The sequence below is a fragment of the Methylophilus aquaticus genome, from assembly GCF_030769565.1.
GTDB lineage: Bacteria > Pseudomonadota > Gammaproteobacteria > Burkholderiales > Methylophilaceae > Methylophilus > Methylophilus aquaticus.
On sequence record NZ_JAVCAP010000007.1, the window covers coordinates 37,311 to 56,304 of the forward strand.

The 18,994-nt window shown below is 48.5% G+C and carries 13 protein-coding genes and 1 pseudogene; 8 read left to right on the plus strand and 6 right to left on the minus strand.

Going from position 1 to position 18,994, the window contains the following annotated elements; genetic code table 11:
• Window positions 1–7 precede the first annotated feature (7 nt).
• Entirely contained in the window at window positions 8–1,111 is a 1,104-nt protein-coding gene (gene lptF / locus Q9291_RS04260; protein WP_306388784.1) for an LPS export ABC transporter permease LptF, read from the minus strand.
• Between the two features lie 87 nt (window positions 1,112–1,198).
• Between lptF and Q9291_RS04265 the strand changes: the two genes are divergently transcribed.
• Genes Q9291_RS04265 through Q9291_RS04275 form a run of 3 tightly spaced genes read left to right on the plus strand, consistent with a single transcriptional unit; the run spans window position 1,199 to window position 3,977 of the window.
• Window positions 1,199–2,680 carry a leucyl aminopeptidase gene (locus Q9291_RS04265; RefSeq protein WP_306388786.1) on the plus strand — a complete coding sequence of 494 codons (1,482 nt, stop codon included), beginning with the start codon at window positions 1,199–1,201 and terminating at the stop codon, window positions 2,678–2,680.
• Window positions 2,681–2,724: 44 nt separating this feature from the next.
• Complete coding sequence (locus Q9291_RS04270) at window positions 2,725–3,147, plus strand: DNA polymerase III subunit chi (RefSeq protein ID WP_306388788.1); 423 nt, start codon at window positions 2,725–2,727, stop codon at window positions 3,145–3,147.
• Between the two features lie 20 nt (window positions 3,148–3,167).
• Complete coding sequence (locus Q9291_RS04275) at window positions 3,168–3,977, plus strand: hypothetical protein (RefSeq protein WP_306388790.1); 810 nt, start codon at window positions 3,168–3,170, stop codon at window positions 3,975–3,977.
• Window positions 3,978–4,039: 62 nt separating this feature from the next.
• On the opposite strand, the gene xth is transcribed toward Q9291_RS04275, so the two are convergent.
• On the minus strand, window positions 4,040–4,819 hold the full coding sequence (gene xth, locus Q9291_RS04280; protein WP_306388791.1) for an exodeoxyribonuclease III: 780 nt from the start codon (window positions 4,817–4,819) through the stop codon (window positions 4,040–4,042).
• Window positions 4,820–4,985: 166 nt separating this feature from the next.
• On the opposite strand from xth, the gene Q9291_RS04285 reads away from it, so the two are divergent.
• The 3 genes from Q9291_RS04285 (at window position 4,986) to Q9291_RS04295 (ending at window position 11,900) form a co-directional block, all read left to right on the plus strand.
• Window positions 4,986–6,206 (plus strand): MFS transporter, encoded by a 1,221-nt coding sequence (locus tag Q9291_RS04285; protein ID WP_306388792.1) that lies wholly within the window; start codon window positions 4,986–4,988, stop codon window positions 6,204–6,206.
• 198 nt (window positions 6,207–6,404) lie between these two features.
• Window positions 6,405–10,100: an EAL domain-containing protein gene (locus tag Q9291_RS04290; protein ID WP_306388793.1), complete on the plus strand. Its 3,696-nt coding sequence runs from the start codon at window positions 6,405–6,407 to the stop codon at window positions 10,098–10,100.
• A 264-nt stretch (window positions 10,101–10,364) separates the two neighbouring features.
• Window positions 10,365–11,900, plus strand: coding sequence for a SulP family inorganic anion transporter (locus tag Q9291_RS04295; RefSeq protein WP_306388794.1), 1,536 nt, complete (start codon window positions 10,365–10,367; stop codon window positions 11,898–11,900).
• Window positions 11,901–11,994: 94 nt separating this feature from the next.
• Here the strand turns inward: Q9291_RS04295 and Q9291_RS04300 are convergent, their stop codons facing one another.
• Genes Q9291_RS04300 through Q9291_RS04315 form a run of 4 tightly spaced genes read right to left on the minus strand, consistent with a single transcriptional unit; the run spans window position 11,995 to window position 14,395 of the window.
• Window positions 11,995–12,480 (minus strand): arsenate reductase ArsC, encoded by a 486-nt coding sequence (locus Q9291_RS04300; RefSeq protein ID WP_306388795.1) that lies wholly within the window; start codon window positions 12,478–12,480, stop codon window positions 11,995–11,997.
• A gap of 20 nt (window positions 12,481–12,500) precedes the next feature.
• Complete coding sequence (arsB, locus tag Q9291_RS04305; protein WP_306388796.1) at window positions 12,501–13,559, minus strand: ACR3 family arsenite efflux transporter; 1,059 nt, start codon at window positions 13,557–13,559, stop codon at window positions 12,501–12,503.
• 41 nt (window positions 13,560–13,600) lie between these two features.
• Complete coding sequence (locus tag Q9291_RS04310) at window positions 13,601–14,059, minus strand: ArsI/CadI family heavy metal resistance metalloenzyme (protein WP_306388797.1); 459 nt, start codon at window positions 14,057–14,059, stop codon at window positions 13,601–13,603.
• 3 nt (window positions 14,060–14,062) lie between these two features.
• A complete protein-coding gene (locus Q9291_RS04315) occupies window positions 14,063–14,395 on the minus strand; it encodes an ArsR/SmtB family transcription factor (RefSeq protein ID WP_306388798.1) in 333 nt (110 codons plus the stop codon).
• 199 nt (window positions 14,396–14,594) lie between these two features.
• Between Q9291_RS04315 and Q9291_RS04320 the strand changes: the two are divergent.
• Together Q9291_RS04320 and Q9291_RS04325 are read left to right on the plus strand one after the other, a co-directional pair.
• A pseudogene (locus Q9291_RS04320) lies at window positions 14,595–14,813 on the plus strand (hypothetical protein); the annotation flags it as partial.
• A gap of 114 nt (window positions 14,814–14,927) precedes the next feature.
• The gene (locus Q9291_RS04325) at window positions 14,928–18,635 is read left to right on the plus strand and encodes an RNA-directed DNA polymerase (protein WP_306388800.1); all 3,708 of its coding nucleotides are present in this window, start codon (window positions 14,928–14,930) and stop codon (window positions 18,633–18,635) included.
• The last annotated feature ends 359 nt before the right edge of the window (window positions 18,636–18,994 follow it).

Below are 18,994 nucleotides of genomic sequence, written 5' to 3' on the forward strand. Positions count from 1 at the left end.
TCTGGGCTTAAGGCTTGCGAAAAAAACGGTTAAACAGTTGCGGCACCAATGGCTGCAAATGTTGCCGTCTGTAATACAAATAAACGGTCAGTAGTACAAAGCAGCCGTGCACTGGCCACAAGCCTATCCACGGATTGATTTTTCCCTGAGAGAGCCAAGCCTGAAAAATACTTAGAATGTTGTTATATACAATAAAAATGAGCAGGGCACTCATGATATTGAGTGAGCGTCCAGCGCGCGGATTGACGAAGCTGAGCGGAATCGCCATCAGTACCAGAATGGTTGCAGAAATTGGAATGGCCAGCCGCCATTGAAATTCGGCATGGTCAGCTTGTGACGGATCTGTCAGTAAATCATAAGTCGACTTGGCCTGGGTGGTAATGGGCTCCGGCGCCGATTCTTTGGTTTCAATGCGAATCTCGTACCGTTCAAATTCGGTGGTGGAGATTTCAAGCACATTAGGCTGCGTTTCGTAACGTTGGCCGTGGTGCAGTACCAAAAAGTGATCACCGTTTTCAGCTTGATATCGACTGCCGCGGTTGGCCGTAATAATGCCGGTTTTATTGTCTTGCCTGGTTTGGGCGAAAATGTTCTTCACTTCATAGCCCAGTTTGTCAAAACTTTCTACAAAGTAAATACGTTCTCCATTGCTGGATTCTTTAAATGTACCAGGACTGATGGATGCCAGCTCATCCCGTTTTTTTAATTGTTCCCGGTAAGCTTCGGCTTTGTCGGTGGCCCAGGGCATGACATACAGGCTGAGCAGGGTGATGATTAAAATGACAGGCGTCACCAGACGCAGTATCGGCCATAGCCATTGTTTCAGACTCAGGCCTGCGCTGAACCAGATCACCATTTCAGAATCGCGATGCCAACGTGTCAATGTCAGTAATACTGATAAAAAGATAGCCAGTGACAGAATCATCGGCATCAGCTTGATCAGGCTGAACGTAAGGATGGTGCCAATCGCATCATTTGGCAAAATGCCTTTAGAAACTTGGCGCACAATATTGCCCGCACGTTGTGCGACAACGATCCCGAGGATAATCAGAAAAATGGCTGAAGCTGAGGTCATCAGCTCCATGGACAATGCACGTTTGAAAATTTTCAATTTGAACGCACCGCTTTGAAATCGGCTCAAAACACTAGATAATAGAATTATTGCTCAACCTGCAAGGCTGAATATAAAAGGACAAAGATGGAATTTAGCATAAAAAACGGTAGCCCGGAAAAATTGCGTACTGATTGTTTGATTGTGGGTGTTTTTGAAGGTAAAAAGCTGACGGAAGCTGCCAAAGTGATCGACAGTATTTCCGAAAAAGCGATTTCGGCGGCATTGAAGTCTGGCGATCTGGAAGGCAAGGCAGGTGGCACTTTGTTACTACGGCAATTGGCGGGAGTGAGTGCTGCACGTGTCATGCTGGTAGGTTTGGGTAAAGCGGACGAGTTCAGTGCGCCGGTGTTGCGCAAGGCTTTTCGTGCCGCACTCAAGGCGTTGCCAGCCGGTGTTGAATCCGTTGCAACAGATTTTGCCAGCCTGACTATCAAAAAATTTGCGGTGCAGCAAACAGTCTCTGCATTGGCAGAGGTGGCACTCGATGCCACTTATCAGGTGAATGCAGTCAAAGAAAAGAAGGCGGACCCGCATCCACTCAAGCAGGTGATTTTACTGGTTGAAAAAGCAGAGGTTGCTGCAGCCGAATCCGGCCTTAAGCAAGGTGAGGGGTTGGGCAAAGGGGTTGCGCTGGCCAAAGATTTGGGCAATTTACCGCCAAATATTTGCACCCCGGTCTATCTGGGCAAGCAGGCCGAAAAGCTCGCCAAAGACTATGGTTTCAAGGTCGAAGTGCTGGAGCAGCCGGACATTGAAAAATTAAAAATGGGCTCTTTCCTCGGTGTGACGCGTGGCAGCGAAGAGCCTCCTCGCTTTATTGTCTTGCAACATCATAAAGGCAGAAAATCGCAGAAGCCGGTGGTGCTGGTAGGTAAAGGCATTACGTTTGATACCGGTGGTATTTCGCTCAAGCCGGGTGCTGACATGGATGAAATGAAATATGACATGTGCGGCGCAGCGGCCGTGCTTGGTGTGTTTAAAGCGATTGGTGAACTGGATTTACCGTTCAATGTGGTCGGGCTGATCCCGACCTGTGAGAACATGCCGAGTGGTCGTGCTACCAAGCCGGGAGATGTGCTGACCAGTATGTCAGGCCAGACCATAGAAGTGTTGAATACCGATGCCGAGGGGCGTCTTGTTTTGTGTGATGCGCTGACTTATGCCGAGCGGTTTGAACCCGCCGCCGTGATTGATATTGCCACCTTGACCGGTGCGTGTGTGATTGCGTTGGGCCATCATCCAAGCGGCCTGTTTGCCAACAACGAAGGGCTGGCCAAAGCCTTGCTGGCCGCGGGTGAAAAATCGCATGACCGCGCATGGCAAATGCCATTGTGGGACGATTATCAAAGTCAGCTGGACAGCAATTTTGCTGATATTGCCAACATTGGTGGCCGCGCTGGTGGCAGCATTACCGCAGCTTGTTTTCTATCGCGTTTTGCCAAAAAGTACGACTGGGCGCATCTGGACATCGCCGGTACTGCCTGGAAATCAGGTAAGGAAAAGGGCGGTACCGGGCGTCCGGTGCCCTTGCTGGTGACCTATCTGCTGCAAGAAGCCGGTGTGTAAGTGACTGATGTGCTCCAAGGCTGTAAATTGACTGGACCCATGCGATGACCAAGATTCGGTTTTATACGGATGTCGCCGATCCGATTGTATTGATCAGGCATCTGGCTGAACAGGCGCTGACGCGTCAGCGCCGAGTGACTGTGTATGTGCGAGATCAGTTACATGCAAGCACGCTGGCGGATGCTTTATGGCAGCAGCCCGGCCCATCATTTATGCCCAATGCATTGGCGGATGACAGTCATGCAGCTTACACGCCGCTGCTGTTTGCATGGCAGCCTGCGCAGATCCAGCAGGATGACCTGCTGTTTAACTGCCAGCCTGAGCAACCGACATTTTTCAGCCGCTTTCGCCATCTGTTTGAGATTATTGGATCTGATGCCGCAGAAAAGGCGGCAGGCAGGCAACGCTATGCGTTCTATCGTGATCGCGGCTATGACATTCAACATATCAAAGCGCCGCCTGCATAATGCAACAAGGAGAGCCACGCGTGGATAACACCGATATTCCGGTATTGACCAAGAAAGTATCTAAAAACAATGTGCCTGCCGCAGTCGATATGGCGGAGCTGGTTGCGCAGGTCAAGCAGGCATTGTTGCCAGAATTAAGCGCAGCGTTGCGCAATGAGCTTGCCGAGCACATGCAGCATGAGGTCAGTGCACATATGCAATCACAGGTGCAGAGCCAGGAGCAATCCTTACAGCAACCACTTGAGGCCATGTTAACCAGGCATGCCGAAGCTGAGCAGCGCACGTTTACTGATTATGCGCAATTGATTCAGCAATCGTTAATTACAGAAGCCCGTGCACAAATTGGTGACAGCATACAGTCGATTGAGCAAGCTTTTCGTGAAGCGATGACCAATGTTGGCAAGCAGCAAGTGCAGGCCGTTGAAGAAACGCTATCAGGATTGCTGGCCGTACAACACGAAAGTTTTGCTGAAAAACGCCAGCAGCTGTCAGAAGAATTGCAGCAATCGCTGGAGGTGTATGTCAAACAGCTGCAAGACGAAAGTCAGCATAAGCTGGCAACCGAGCACGAAGTGGTTGAGTCCAACCTGACATTGGAATATCGTCAGTCACTTGAAAAAGCTTTTTCCGAATTTGCTGCCAAGCAAACTGCAGAGTTCAAGTATCAGTTCACAGCAGATTTGCCGGCTGTGGAAAAGGCATTGGAAGATAAGATCAATGCGCTGGTGGCAACGCACATGGAAGAAATCAAGGCGCAATTGACCGCTCAACTCAAGTCTAAAATTCTAGAAGTGTTGCAAGGCATCAAGTTTGTGATGCCTACTGTATGATTACCCGATAAAAACCATATTTTTATATGGCAGGCGATGCATGCCAGTGATGCTGATTGCAATCATATGCCCAGTGTCAGCATCACTGGAGTGTGGTCACTGGGGCGCTCCAGTTTACGTGGTGCTTTGTCTATGATGCAGTCAAGGCAGTGCGATCTCAACGCTTCACTGACCAATATATGGTCTATGCGCATCCCCATGTTTCGACGGAATGCCGCCATCCGGTAATCCCACCAGCTAAACTGCCCGGCTTCTTTGTTAAATAGCCTGAAGCTGTCATGGAATCCCAAATCCAGCAGGCGCTGAAAGGCTTCTCGCTCCGGCGGACTGACCAGTACCTGCCCTTCCCACGCCGCTGGATCATGGCAGTCAGTGTCATCCGGAGCTATATTGTAATCGCCCAGTACCGCCAGTCTGTCGTGCTGTTTTAGCTCTGCTGCCAGCCAGTCTTGCAGCGCTGCCAGCCATTGCAGCTTATACTGGTATTTGTCGGAATCTACGGACTGGCCATTGACCACATAGGCCGACACCACACGAATGCCTCCTATGGTGGCCGCTACAATGCGCTTTTGCGCATCTACAAACCCTGGGATGTCAAATTGGACTTGCGCAATGGGATGCGGGCTGATGATGGCCACCCCGTTATAGGTTTTCTGACCATTATGCACCGCATTAAACCCGGCTTCAGCCAATGCTGCATACGGGAACTTGCTGTCCTCCTGCTTGGTTTCCTGCAGGCATAGCACATCTGGCCGCTGGCTGTTTAACCAGTCGAGTACATGGGGTAAACGCACAGTCAGTGAATTGACATTCCAGGTGGCAAGTTTTAACGCAGTGCTCACGATTATATTTTCCAGGTTGCAGGGAGATCTCGCTATTTTACACGAGTCATACCAGCAGGTTAGTGACGATCATTGCTGGCGCATCGGCTATCAGACAAATAGCGTATTTTGCTGTAGGCCGGTACTCGGTAAAGTGGTGGTTTGAATCGATAGTCAGGGCCATGTCATGGGTACTAAAGTAGCAGGCAAACGCCATATTTTTCCTCACTTTTCTCGTATCGAATGGCTGCTTGTCATGGCCATCATTCTGGTGGCGATAGATTTGCGGCCCGGCATTGTATCTATGGGGCCAGCCATGCCTAGCATGATTGCGGCGTTTAGCCTCAGCCATACCGTGGCCTCTTTACTGACCGCGATTCCCGACTTGCTGATGGGGGCGCTGGCTTTGCCCACCCCTTGGCTAGTAAGACGGTTCGGTGTCCATCGCGTGCTGCTGTCAGCCTTGCTGCTGCTTTGTCTGTCCACTGGTTTGCGTGCCTTTGCTACTGACAGCTTGCAACTGATGCTGGCGACCATCGGGGTAGGAGGTGGTATTGCAGTGGCTGGCGCCATGTTTGCCGGCATTGTCAAAGCCTGTTTTGCCAGGCAGGCAGCACTGATGATGGGTATTTATGCAACGGCACTTTCATTGGGCAGCGCTTTGTCTGCCGGACTAACCGGCTGGCTGTTGCAAGTGGCTGGCTGGCGGTTGGCTGTGGGTGTATGGGCTTTGTTTGGGTTGAGTGCAATGGTCATCTGGTATGTGGTGATACGACAGCCTTTTTCAGTGCTGCATCCGACACATTTATTGCCAGCCGGATCAATCAATGCTGGACATGTCGGTTTGCCACTGCGTAACGCCAAAGCCTGGCTGCTTGCGATTTACTTTGCCTGCATCAACTTTTTGTTTTACTCACTATTGACCTGGACGGCGGACATGTATCAGGAAGCCGGTATTTCTGTGACAGCGGCAGGGGCCGTGTTAGCCGGCTTCACTGTTTTTTTTATGTTGGCCAGCCTGCTGGTAGGTATGCTGAGTAAGAAGCTGGACCGTCGCGGCTGGTTGTTTGGCTGCGCCATGCTCTCAACAATTGGGCTGGTTGGCATGGTCGCTACCCCCGGTGCATGGCCATGGGTATGGGTGCCATTGTCTGCTTGTGGCCTCGGCGGTGCATTTGCTTTGGCAATGACGCTACCCTTGGACTATACCCATTCGCCGGATGAGGCCAATCGCTGGAATGCCTTTGTGCTCACCGTCGGGTACTTGATTGCAGCAAGCGGGCCATTTCTGATGGGCGTCATCCGTGATGAAAGCGGAAATTTTGTGCAGGCTTATCAAATGCTCGCTGGCGTCTCACTGTTGATGGTAATGATTGCACCTTTTCTCAAACCGCAAAAAACAGATTAAGTTTTTTATACTTATTAACCATTAACGCTCGTTGTTAAAGCGCATAGTTTGCGTGAAAACGCATGGCTGTTTTTGCTTTTGGAAAGCGCCAGCATCCTGTATAAAGATGAGGATATTTGATCTGTGACAGATGATGTGATGCCCCGCTTCATCGTTGTGCTGTATGGATTCTCCCGCGTTTATGTTGGCTGATTTTTAATGAACCCCAAATTCTGTCATTACCTTCTACATCTGGCATGCATCGCACTTGGTGTCGTGGTTTCTACAGTGAGCGCAACTGAAAGTATCAGCCTGCAATTAAAGTGGCGCCACCAGTTTCAGTTTGCCGGCTATTACGCTGCCCAGCTCAATGGTTACTACAAAGATGAAGGACTGGATGTTCATATTGTAGAAGGCCACGCAAACAAACCTCCCTTACAAGAAGTGTTGACAGGCCACACCCAATATGGAGTCGGCGATTCGGATATTTTGTTGTCTCGTATTTCTGGCAAACCGGTGGTTGCATTGGCGGCTATCTTTCAACATTCCCCTTATGTATTGCTAAGCCTCAAAGAGCAAAATATCGCGTATCCAGCCGATTTGATTGGCAAGCGGATTATGCTGTCGAACGATCAGGGCGCCACCCAATTCAGTGCCTTGCTCAGAAAGCAGCATCTCGATGTGGCCAATATGACGGTTGTGCCCCATAGCTGGCGCTTGCAAGACCTGATTGAAGGCAAAGTCGATGTGATTTCTGCTTATGCCATCGATGAGCCCATCCATCTTGAAAAAATGGGCTATACCCCCTCGATGATCAGTTACCAGACGTTTGGTGTGGATTTTTACGGCGACGTGCTGTTCACCACTGATCAGGAGCTGGCAGACCATCCTGCACGGGTAGAAAAGTTTCTGCGTGCAACCAAAAGAGGCTGGATGTATGCACTCAATCATCGCAAGGAACTGGGCGCACAGATTGCGACCATGCCGGGTGTCGCCCAGCGCGGCATTGATCAGCAACTGTTGCAAAAAGAGGCTTCGCTGATGGCTCCCTATGTGCTCACCGATGTAGTCACCATCGGACACATGAATGAAGAGCGTTGGGAAACCATTGCCCAGTCCTATGCCGATCTTGGCATTATTCCGGCCAATTACGCTCTGGACGGATTTATGTATCAGGGTGCCAGAAAGTTTCCCCTGAAGTGGCTGCTGGCAGGCTCATTGGCGCTGCTGGTTGTGCTGGGCCTGAGCGTATTATGGAATATACAAATTCGTCGACAGGTCGTGCATCGCACGCGTGCCTTGCAAAATGAGGTAGACAGGCGTACCCAGGCTGAAAGCCTGCTTAAAATTGCAGGTAGTGTGGCGCAAATTGGTGGCTGGAGCATGGATGTCAGGACGGAGCTGGTCAGCTGGTCAGATGAAGTGGCTGCCATTCATGAAATGCCGGCAGGCTACTCGCCGACCGTCGATGAGGGGATTGCATTGTTTGTGCCTGAATATCGGGCGCTGATCAAGAACGCAGTGATCCAGTGCCTGCAAGACGGCACGCCGTATGATCTGGAGCTGGAAAAAATGACGGCCACTGGCAGGCGCATCTGGGTACGCACCATGGGCCGGGCTGTACGGGATGCGGATGGAAACATTGTCCGTTTACAGGGTTCTTTTCAGGATATATCAGCGCGCAAACAGCTAGAGGCGATTAAACAGGGACATGCCAGAATTCAGGCGATGATGCTGGCGAATCTTCCTTTGTCCGAAGTGTTGAATGCCGCGGTTCAATTGATAGAGGCCCAATTACCTGATGCAATTTGTGCCGCTTTTATGCTGGATAAGGATGGTCAGCGGTTGCTGCATTCGGCCTCCACACAGTTGCCTGAAGATTATCTGCGTGCCATCGATGGGATTACGGTGGATGGGCGCGATGCGGTTGGATTTGAGCAGCGCCGCCTGGTAGTAGCGCATATCCGCGCGCATCCGCTGGCCAGTCACTGCCAAAGTGCCGCCCTCGCTCATGGCTTGCAGGCTTACTGGATGGCGTCTATCGTTTCACATAGCCAGCATCATTTGGGCATGTTGGCGATTTACCGTCGAGAGCCCTATGTGCCAACGGCAGCAGAAATTGAGTTTGTGGAAAGCTATGCACAGATTCTTGGCCTGGCCATCGAGCGTCAACATTCGGACGAGCAGCTTGACTTGATGCAGAGTGGTATTTCCCGGTTAAATGATATTTTTATGATTACCGAGGCGCCTTTAAACGAACCCATGCATCAAAAAGTGGTTTTTTTGAATGAGGCATTTTATCGAATTACCGGTAAGCCTCTGAAAGATGTCATGGGTCTGTCTCCATTTGAGATTTTTCAGGGGACAAAATCCCAGCAGGAAGTGCTGCAAAACGTAGAGTTTGCGCTGCGAAACATGCAGCCGGTCAAAGCAGATATCATCACCCACAATCACCAGGGTGATCAAATCTGGCTTGAAATGGATGCGCTACCCCTCCATGATAAAAGCGGCTGGTATACCCATTGGGTCGTTGTGATGCGTGATGTCACCGAGCGCAAGCGGGCCGACGCGCACATTCGACAACTGGCTTATTACGATACCATGACCGGGTTGCCCAACCGGTTGTTGCTACAGGAAAAGCTGGCAATGCATCTGGACAGTGCCGCCCGTACTCGCTCGGGCGTAGCTTTGTTATTTGTAGATATTGATAACTTTAAATCGCTGAATGACACCCATGGTCATGATGTCGGCGATGCCTTGCTGGTCGAGGTCGCCCAGCGCATTGTGCAATCTGTGCGTCGTACGGATACGGTCAGCCGTCTCGGTGGAGACGAGTTCGTGGTGGTCCTTGATAAGTTAAGCAAGGACCCGCAACAGGCCGCCCACAAAACGGCACAAGTATGTGAAAAAATCCTGTCTGCCTTCAAGCAACCATTTAATCTGGCGCATTATCAGCATTACACAACCTCCAGTATCGGGGTTGCCATGGTTGACCCGCACGTGGCGACCAGCGTTGAGGAGCAGCTACGTCGCGCAGATCTGGCGATGTATCAGGCAAAAGAAGCCGGCAGAAATACCTTTCGCTTTTTTGATGCCTCCATGGAAACCGAATTGCGTGCACGGGTGGCGCTGGAAGCGGACTTGCATCAAGCAATAGCGCATGCGCAATTCTTGCTGCATTTTCAGCCACAGTACGATCAGCATCACAGTATTGTCGGGGCAGAAGCGCTTGTGCGCTGGCAACATCCTGAGCACGGCTTGATCATGCCAGGAGAGTTTATCCCGGTAGCCGAAAGCTCCGGTCAGATTGTGGAGATTGGCCAGTGGGTCATGCGTGCGGCCTGCCATCAATTATTACGCTGGGCACAGCACGCACAATACCAGCACCTTGTGCTTTCGGTGAACGTCAGTCCCAAGCAATGTTTGCAACCCGATTTTGTCCCTCAGGTGCAAGCATTGGTGGCTGACACAGGCATAGACCCGGCTAAATTAAAGCTTGAGCTGACAGAGAGTATGCTGGTGGACAATATAGAAGATATTATCGATAAAATGACAGCGCTCAAGCAGACCGGTGTCTGTTTCTCGCTGGATGACTTTGGGACTGGCTACTCTTCGCTGTCTTACCTGAAGCGCTTACCCTTCGACCAGCTTAAAATTGACCAGTCTTTTATCCGCGACATGCTACAGGGCAGTGATCACGAAAGTATTGTGAAGGCCATTGTCTCGCTCGGTCAAAGTTTACGTCTTGAAGTGCTGGCAGAAGGGGTGGAAACCGAGGCACAGTTACACCGACTGAAATGGTTGGGCTGTCATACTTTCCAAGGCTATTATTTTACCAAACCGCTCCCTATCGAGCAGTTTGAGCCCTTTGTCGCGCACTCGATGCCAGGACGCTCTGCGCGTGAGGTAGGCTAGTTTTCCATATCCTGCACCCGTGCAGTTTAATCTCCGCATAGCGGTGTCTGGACTTGCAGGGGAAAAGAAAATATAATTTAGCACATACAATGTGTTGTATATGCATGTCATTTTCGATTGCGCATTTTTCTTCATCCGGGCTATGCATGCTGCACCCAGCATTGCCCACGTTTGACACCCCTGTTCCTATTTTCTCATTGACGCACTTGACCATGCCATTGGCAGCGCAGCCAAGCAAGTGCCGCAACATTTTTTGGAGAGTTTATGTTATCCATCCCCCAGCGATTGTCTCGATTGGAGGAGGTCAAGGTGAACCTGCTCAGCGGCTTGACCGTGGCTCTCGCCATGGTGCCGGAAGCCATTGCTTTTGCCTTGATTGCGCATGTTTCGCCACTCACCGGCTTGTACGCTGCCGTGATGGTTTCATTGATCACCTCTGCATTTGGCGGCCGCCCCGGCATGATTTCCGGTGCAACCGGTGCCCTGGCAGTGGTGATGGTGGCATTGGTCGTGCAGCATGGTGTGCAATATCTGTTTGCCACCGTGGTATTGATGGGCCTGCTGCAAATACTGTTTGCCGTAGCCAGGCTGGGCAAGTTTATCCGCATGGTGCCGCATCCGGTGATGCTGGGCTTTGTCAACGGTTTGGCCATTGTGATTTTTCTGGCGCAGTTTGGCCACTTTAAAACCACCGCCCCGGATGGAACCGTGACCTGGATGACTGGCCCGCCGTTATACACCATGGTGGGCCTGATTGTGCTGACCATGGTCATTATTTACCTGCTGCCCAAGTTGACCAAAGCTATTCCATCGACCCTGGCTGCGATTATGGTGGTCACCTTCGGGGTGATTTATGGCGGGTTCGAGACCAAAACTGTGGGTGATCTAGGGTCTATTGCAGGCGGGCTACCAAGTTTTCATGTGCCAGACGTGCCATGGAATCTGCAAACGCTTACCATCATCTTCCCCTATGCGCTGATTCTGGCCGCCGTTGGCCTGATTGAAACCTTGCTGACCCTGAACCTTATTGATGAAATGACAGAAACGCGTGGCCGCCCAAACCGTGAGGCGATGGCACAAGGAGCCGCCAATGTGGTCACCGCCTTGTTTGGCGGCATGGGCGGCTGTGCCATGATCGGCCAGAGCATGATCAATATCAATAATGGTGCGTTAAAACGGCTGTCAGGCATTGCGACTGCATTGTTCCTGCTCTCTTTCATTCTGTTTGCTTCCAAATGGATCGAGATGATTCCCTTGGCTGCATTAATCGGCGTCATGTTTGTCGTGGCTGAAAAAACCTTTGAATGGGGCACGCTGAACCTGTTTGGCAAAGTGCCCAGGCAGGATGTGTTTGTCGGTTTGCTGGTAGGGGGCGTGACCATCGTGGCCGATCTGGCGATTGCCGTGATAGCCGGGGTGATCGTGTCGGCACTGGTGTTTGCCTGGAATCACGCCAGGCAGATGACGGTGCAGGCGGAAACAGACGCTCGCGGCAAGAAAGTCTATACCCTGAATGGCACGCTGTTTTTTGCCTCGGTGGCCAACTTTCAGGCCTTGTTCAATATTGCTGAGGATCCCCAGCAAGTGGTGATTGATTTTAAACAGGCCAGGGTAGTAGACCATTCTGCGCTGGTGGCTGTGGATAGTCTGGCGGCCAGATATCGGGCCGCAGGCAAGCAATTGCAGCTCAGGCACCTGAGTAAGGATTGTCAGGAGCTGCTGGAAAACGCAAAAGACATGATAGAAGTGAATCTGCTGGAAGACCCGAAATATCGGGTATCGGATGACAAATTGGCTTAAGGCGTGACCCGTGCCGTGCGCTCACGCAAGCTATATTAAAAGCCTCGGTCGGGGCTTTTTTGATGCACGCAAAAACTGGCGCGGGGGTATGCACTTAAGCGTTAACAATCTCCTGCCCAATTTTGTCCATCGCTGCTTTTAAGGCGGTTTTGTCAGTCGCCAGTTGTGCCAGCGGCAGGGCCAGAAAAGCTTCAATACGCGCGCGTAAAATACGGTAAGCCGTGTAAAAAGCCGCTTCAATCTCCGCCTCTGTGCCAGTAGCATGTGCCGGGTCGTCCACGCCCCAGTGGGTGCGAATCACCGGCCCCAGATAGGCCGGGCAGGTTTCCCCCGCCGCGCTGCCACAGACTGTAATCACAATATCCGGCGTGACGGGCAAAGAATCCCACGACTTGCTGAAGTAACCTTCGTTGGCAATCCCTTCTTTGGCCAGCAGGGCCAGTGAGCGCGGGTGCACATAGCCAGTCGGTTTGCTGCCCGCGCTCATGGCGCGCCAGCCTTGCGGGGCCAGGTGGTTAAAGGTGGCTTCGCCCAGAATAGAACGACAGGAGTTGCCGGTGCATAAAAATAAAATATTCATTGGATGACTTTCTGCATCAATCAAGCTTCATACCATGAGCGACTGCGGTTGACGATAGACACCACCGAGAGCATCACCGGCACTTCAATCAATACGCCCACCACCGTTGCCAGTGCGGCGCCGGAATGAAAACCAAACAGGGCAATGGCGGTGGCGACCGCCAGTTCAAAAAAATTGGAGGCACCAATCAAGGCAGAAGGCCCGGCCACACAGTGGGCCACCTTGAGTTTCTTATTCAGCCAGTAAGCCAGCATCGCATTAAAATAAACCTGAATGGTGATCGGAACTGCCAGCAAGCCGATAATCACCGGCTGTTCTAAAATTTGCTCGCCCTGAAAAGCAAATAGCAGTACCAGAGTCAGCAACAAAGCCGAGAGCGAGAGCGGTTGCACCGTGTTAAGCAGCCTGTTCAGCGCCCCTTGTCCGCGCCGTAACAGTTGCTTGCGCAATAACTGGCTGATGATGACAGGCACCACAATAAACAGCATGACCGATAAAAACAGGGTGGCCCATGGCACCGTGATGCTTGATAAACCCAGTAGCAAAGCCACCAGTGGCGCAAAGGCAAACAGCATGATCACATCGTTAATCGCCACTTGCGACAAGGTGAATTTTGGCTCGCCGCCACACAGCCCGCTCCACACAAATACCATGGCGGTGCATGGCGCCGCGGCCAGCAAAATCAGGCCTGCGATATAGCTGTCAATCTGCTCCGCAGGCAGCCAGTTGGCAAACAGGTGGCGTATGAAGAGCCATGCCAGCAAGGCCATGGAAAACGGTTTGACTACCCAGTTAATCAACAGCGTCACACCGATGCCACGACTGTGGTCCAGTACTTCACGCATGGCGCTAAAATCAATTTTCAGCAGCATCGGGATAATCATCAGCCAGATCAGCACCGCCACTGGCAGGTTGACCTCGGCCACCTTGATGCCGCCTATCCATTGGAAGGCATCTGGAAACAGTTTGCCCAGTAAAACTCCCACCACGATGCAACCCAGCACCCACCAGGTCAGGTTGCGTTCAAACGTGCCGATGCCCGCGCTTGCAGGGCTTGCTTGTGTATTGGATGCGGTCATTTTTAATCCCTAATAGAGTGGCGATGCAAAAGCTGCCGGTATTACGGTTTGCTGCGCGCAATAAACGCCACCTTTTGTGGCGCTGGTGCACAACAAGCCTGACTGGCGTCGCTGCTGGTCTGGCTATCATTAAAAGTGGGGGCGCTTTCCAGCGTATGGTAGGTTTCCCACGCAATCCCCGAAGGATCCTGCACCCAGTGCTTGTCCGACTTTGCATAGCAGCACACTGTGCCTGCTTCAGTCAGTGTTGCCAGCTCCGCCTGATCGAGCCTGGCCTTGATCTCCGCCAGCTCTGCTTCCGACTCGGCCTGAATGCCGATATGGTCCATGCCGGGTACAGCGCCGCGCGCACTGATGGCAAAATTCACACGTGGATCATCCAGCATCCACTTTGCATAATCCGGCTTGGCCACGGTTGGTGGCGCACCAAACAGCGTGGAATAAAAAGTGATACTTTGCGGCAAATCCGCCACCGCAATATGTAAGTGCATCCGTTTCATGTGTTAGCCTTTCTGTGGGGGCGAGCAATAGCTATCCGGGCAACATGCGGTGTCTCCGGCACAACAGTTTTCTGTGAGGTAGGCCAGCAAGCCATTCATCGCGGCATAATCCGCCGAGTAATAAATAAAGCGGCTCTCCTGCCGCGCAGCAATCAAGCCCGCGTGGCTCAACTCTTTCAAATGAAATGACAGCGTACTGTTGGGGATATTGAGTGTTTCTGAAATGGCCCCTGCCGCCAGACCTGGCGTACCGGCTTGCACCAGCAACCTGAAAATATCCAGGCGCGCTTCCTGAGCGATGGCGCCGAGTTGTGCAACAGCTGTTTTTTTATCCATGCACTATATTTCCATAAATATAGAAATATTTCAAGCGCGCTTGAGTTTCATACTAGCCTGATGAGGCTTGCAAGTTCTATTGGTTAGCATATTACCCAAACAGCTAAGAAGTGCTAAGAATCCTGCAATTAATCATTATCAATGAAGTAAGATGCATTTTTCGCCACAATAAATTGAATAAGACTCTTCAGATACCAATATGAAATTAACTGAACGTGACATCTGTACTAAATTCATCACGCCCGCCATTCAAAAAGCGGGTTGGGATATTCAAACCCAAGTCCGTGAAGAGGTGAGTTTTACCAAAGGCCGCATTATCGAGCGCGGCAAGTTACATAGTCGTGGCAAACGCAAACGTGCCGATTACATCCTCTATTACAAATCCAATATTCCTTTTCTGATAGCATCAATCCAAGAGCAACACTGCATCGTCGCCAAAGTCGATGCACTGATAGCGCTATGCGACCAACTCAAAAGCCGCGTTCAACAAACCATTGCCGATGCTTTGGTGGCGCAGGCGGTGGCTTAGATTATGAGTTTAGTCAACCCTAAATATAAACAGCTTAAGCCGACCTTGGATTATTTGTCTGACCCTGTTGTTTTAGCCCAAGCGTGGAAAAAAAGTCATAGCTACATTCGCTCGCATAATTGGTATGCAGATACGCTAGAGCTTGATGCCTCGACTTTTAACTTAGAAGAAAACATCCATAATTGGTCAGAAGAGTTAAAAAAGCAAACATACAAACCTTCTCCAATGCGTCTCGTACCAGCGCCAAAGGGAGATGTTTGGTCATTTAAAAAAATCAAAGGTCAATGGGAGTGGAAGCCCAATAAAGACATTGGCAGTGAGCCATTACGTCCTTTGGCGCATATAAACATTAAAGATCAGACCATTGCCACTGCAATTATGATGTGTGTCGCAGACGCGGTAGAGACAATCCAAGGTGCTACATCTGATAGAGATAATGTCAGTAGTTATGGGAATCGTTTATTTTGCAAATGGGACGATAAAAAAACAAAGGCAAATTTTGGATGGGGAAATAGCACAACATACAGCAAGTACTTTCAGGATTACGAGAGATTTTTAACTCGTTCAGCAAAATCTGCTAATTTAATAGATGAGTTGAATCAAATTTTTGAGGGCTCTCAACAGGTATATGAAGTTCAACTGGACATGTCTGCTTTTTATGACTCTATCCATCGTGATGAATTGTTAAAGGAGCTAAGAGAATTAGTTGATGATTTTTATAAGTTGGCTAAAAGCGAAACAGATGCGTTCTGGAATGTAGTGAATGACGCGTTTAATTGGCAATGGCATAAAACCGAATTTGTCTTGAATGATTGCTTAAAAGTACCCTTAAAAGATGAAGGTCTACCTCAGGGGTTGGTTGCGAGTGGTTTTTTTGCCAACGTTTACTTAATTAAGTTTGATAACGCCTGTAAAGCACTCAAGCGTTCTCATGGCCTAGATATTTCAATTCATGACTATTGTCGATATGTTGATGACATTAGACTGATCATTTCAATTGATAAAGAAAAAATAGAAAGTGCTGAAGAGTTAATTAAAAAGAACCTTGTAAATGAACTGCAAGACTTACTACCCAAAGGGATTATATTAAATCCTGATAAAACGAAGATTATTAAATGGAACGGTGAAGAAGGCGAAACTGTAAAACAAATGGAAGGGATACAGTCTCTCGCTAGTGGTCCGATTGATATGGATTCATTAGAATTTGCAGAGAGTTCATTAGACAACCTTTTCACCCGTGCAGAGGCACCTCATCTAAATGAGGACATTGCTCAGCACCCCTTAGCGATTATCCACCAACCTAAATTAGAAGTGCGTGAAGACACCTTATTGAGGTTTGCAGCTAATCGTTGGACAAAGCTTTTTAAATCACGAAGAAAGCTAACAAACCAGAAAGAAATGTTGGCTTTAGATGCAGCTCAAGAAGCTGTTGCAAGAAGATTTGTTGCAAGTTGGTCAAGAAACCCTGCGCTCACTCTTTTATTAAAAAAAGGGCTCCAACTTTTTCCTAATAAAGAATTAGTTGAAACAGTTTGGACTTCATTAATAAACAAACTCAGTGATAAAACGCCAATACGTGAAAGATACATTGCTTATTATTGTTTGGCAGAAATTTGCAGATTTTCAGCAACTGAATTAAAAAAAATCACTGACATTGACGTCCCAGACTCAATTAAACTCGCTGAGTATTTTGATTGGTTAGAGAATGCAACAAGGTCTCTGTTAGAAACACACGCTACCCCTTGGTATTTAACTCAACAAGCTTGCCTTGTTCTTGTTGGGAAAGCATATTCTGTAAAATCAGAAAATGACTTAGTACTCAGCTACGTTTTGAAAATCTCAAATGGAGAGTTAGTTCATGGCGATAGCAGTCAGGTATTACCTGCTGCCACTGTAGCTTGGCAGATAACGCAGTCAGAGAAGGTAATAGACTGTATAAAACATTGGCTCGCCACCCTTGATGAGCTACAAAAAAAACAATCATTAATCCTACTGCTAGAAAATGATTCAGAATTGTTTAATCGTCTTTATTTAGCAATTGATGATGATAGGAGGGTCATTTATAACCAAATTAGAAGAAGTTATGGAATGGAAATTGTTCCATTACCACCTGACTTATCAATATGGAGTAGCGAAGCTAATCTCGCCTCTGTTATCAAGTCGCCATCAAATCCTTTTATTCATGAAAACGCTCTGATTGCTCTTGCAAAGGCATCAATTGATGCAATAAAAATAAATCCTGATGTAAAGTTGTTACCGCATTTGCTCATGATTAAATGCGAAGATTGGTTTAGCGTACAGAATCCTCATAAGGTCAAACTCTCTTTATCCCATGTAAATGACGTCCACGACTTAATTGAGGATACAAGGTATAAAAAACCAACATGGTTAAGCAATAATGTTGCATCGAATAAGCTTTATGAATTGGGTTGTCTGTTAAGGGCATGTGCTATTAGTGACTGCGACTTTACTGCGCAAAAAGCACTCTTCCGTCAAAATCAGAGTGTTTATTATGGAATTAAGAGTTGCTGGTTTAAGCGCACCACAGGGATGATGCATTCACCAGAAGCTCTGGTTGGTGAAACAGCACCAATGTCTAGTTGGGTAACTGAGTTGTTATTTAATTTACTGCAATGGCCAGGTTTAGATATTGAAAACTGGGAGTATGAATGGCCAACTGAAATTAATATCGACACCCTACTCAAGGGACTTTCATCCAGAGAAGATCACCAAAAGAGAATTTTTGGTGTGGCATCCGATACTGCCTTTTACATAGAAAGAATCAAAACAGTTTCGCCTCTTAATGGCAATTTAAGAGTGATAAATGTTCAAACATTGATGCCAACAAACGAGAGTTTAAAAGAGGATTTTGAGCAAAATACTCCAGACATAAGAGTTGCGCACAGAAATCATTTATCTGATATTTGCAACATTATTCTAAAAAAGCTTAAGGCAACCGATGATGTTTTAAAACCTAAATCTGAAATTAAAAAACAGAAAATAAAAACGGAAGCTAACCTGATTATATTTCCAGAACTATCAGTTCATCAGGGCGATATTGACCTTCTGGAAGCGCTATCTGCCACAACTAACGCGATAATTTTTGCTGGAATTGTTTTCCATAAGCATGAAGGTAAGTTAATTAATCGCGCCTTATGGTTGATACCAAATCACTCACCAGAAAAGGGTATTCGATGGATTAAACGTTGGCAAGGTAAGGAAAATATGACCAACGATGAGCTAGGCCATATTTCACCATGGAGACCATATCAACTAATTATAGAATTGAAGAACTCTCTACCGATTGAAAAAAATCGAGGATATAGATTGTCTGGTTCTGTTTGCTATGACGCTACCGATATGAAGTTAACAGCAGATTTGCGAGATATATCTGATGCATATTTGGTAGTGGCACTAAATAACGACATTACAACTTTTGATAACATGATTGATGCCTTACATTATCATATGTACCAACATGTTCTCTTAGTGAACACGGGGGAGTATGGCGGCAGTGCTGCAAAAGCGCCCTTTAAATTGCCTCATCATCGCACTATTGTTCACAATCATGGAAATCATCAAATCGCTGTTTCTATTTTTGAGATCGATATGATGTCTTTGTTAGATGACCAAGCTCCAAAACCTGAAGAAACTTACCAAAGAATTCGAAAAATGAAACCCGCGGGTATCCAAAAGCCTGGATTAACCTAATAAATCCATATTTCATTTTTTCAAAGAATCATGTCGTGTATTTGTCAGGTTGCTGTCGTGTTTGTAAACTCTTGATGGTTTCATAATAGCTCAACGTTTTTTCAAACAAGGAGAGTTAAAATGATTGAGACTAATAAAAATCCCCCACGCCTACTAACTCCAATTGAATTTGGGTTGCTAGTATTAATGACTAGAAACTCTCGCAAATGGTCACAAGAAACACTTGCTGAACTTAGTCACCAGAGGTGGACCCGGAAAACTGGACAGTGTTTTAAGTGATATTCTTGCTTAACCTTGCAGCCGATAGGCGGCAGAAAGCAGAGAAAGAAAGCAATGAAACGTACCCGAAGAACCCACGC